The following is a 255-nucleotide window of genomic DNA, read 5'->3' as shown; positions in this document are numbered from 1 at the left end:
ACCTGGCGCTGGGCCAGCGGCGCGCCAACGGCGTGCGCGACTACTACAAGGCGCTGGGCGTGGAGGCGGGGCGCGTGGCCACGATCAGCTACGGCAAGGAGCACCCGCTGTGCTCGAGCGCCACGGAGTCCTGCTGGTCTCGCAACCGCCGCTCGGAGACCCTGCAGGCCGTCAGCGCCAAGGTCGCCGGCTCGACCCCCTGACCCGAGGACTGCGGCCGGCCGCCGAGCGCCTCGCGCGCTCCCTGCCCTTCGG

1 protein-coding gene is annotated in these 255 nt (G+C 74.9%); it reads left to right on the top strand.

The window, feature by feature from the left end:
- On the top strand, positions 1 to 203 hold a 203-nt coding region (locus C1X29_RS28940), incomplete at its 5' end, for an OmpA family protein (protein ID WP_158247922.1).
- Between the last annotated feature and the right edge of the window lie 52 nt (positions 204 to 255).

Source organism: Pseudomonas sp. GW456-12-10-14-LB2, from assembly GCF_002884345.1.
GTDB lineage: Bacteria > Pseudomonadota > Gammaproteobacteria > Pseudomonadales > Pseudomonadaceae > Aquipseudomonas > Aquipseudomonas paraglycinae.
The sequence above is the reverse complement of the archived record's forward strand: the minus strand, read 5'-3'. Positions and strand labels throughout refer to the sequence as shown.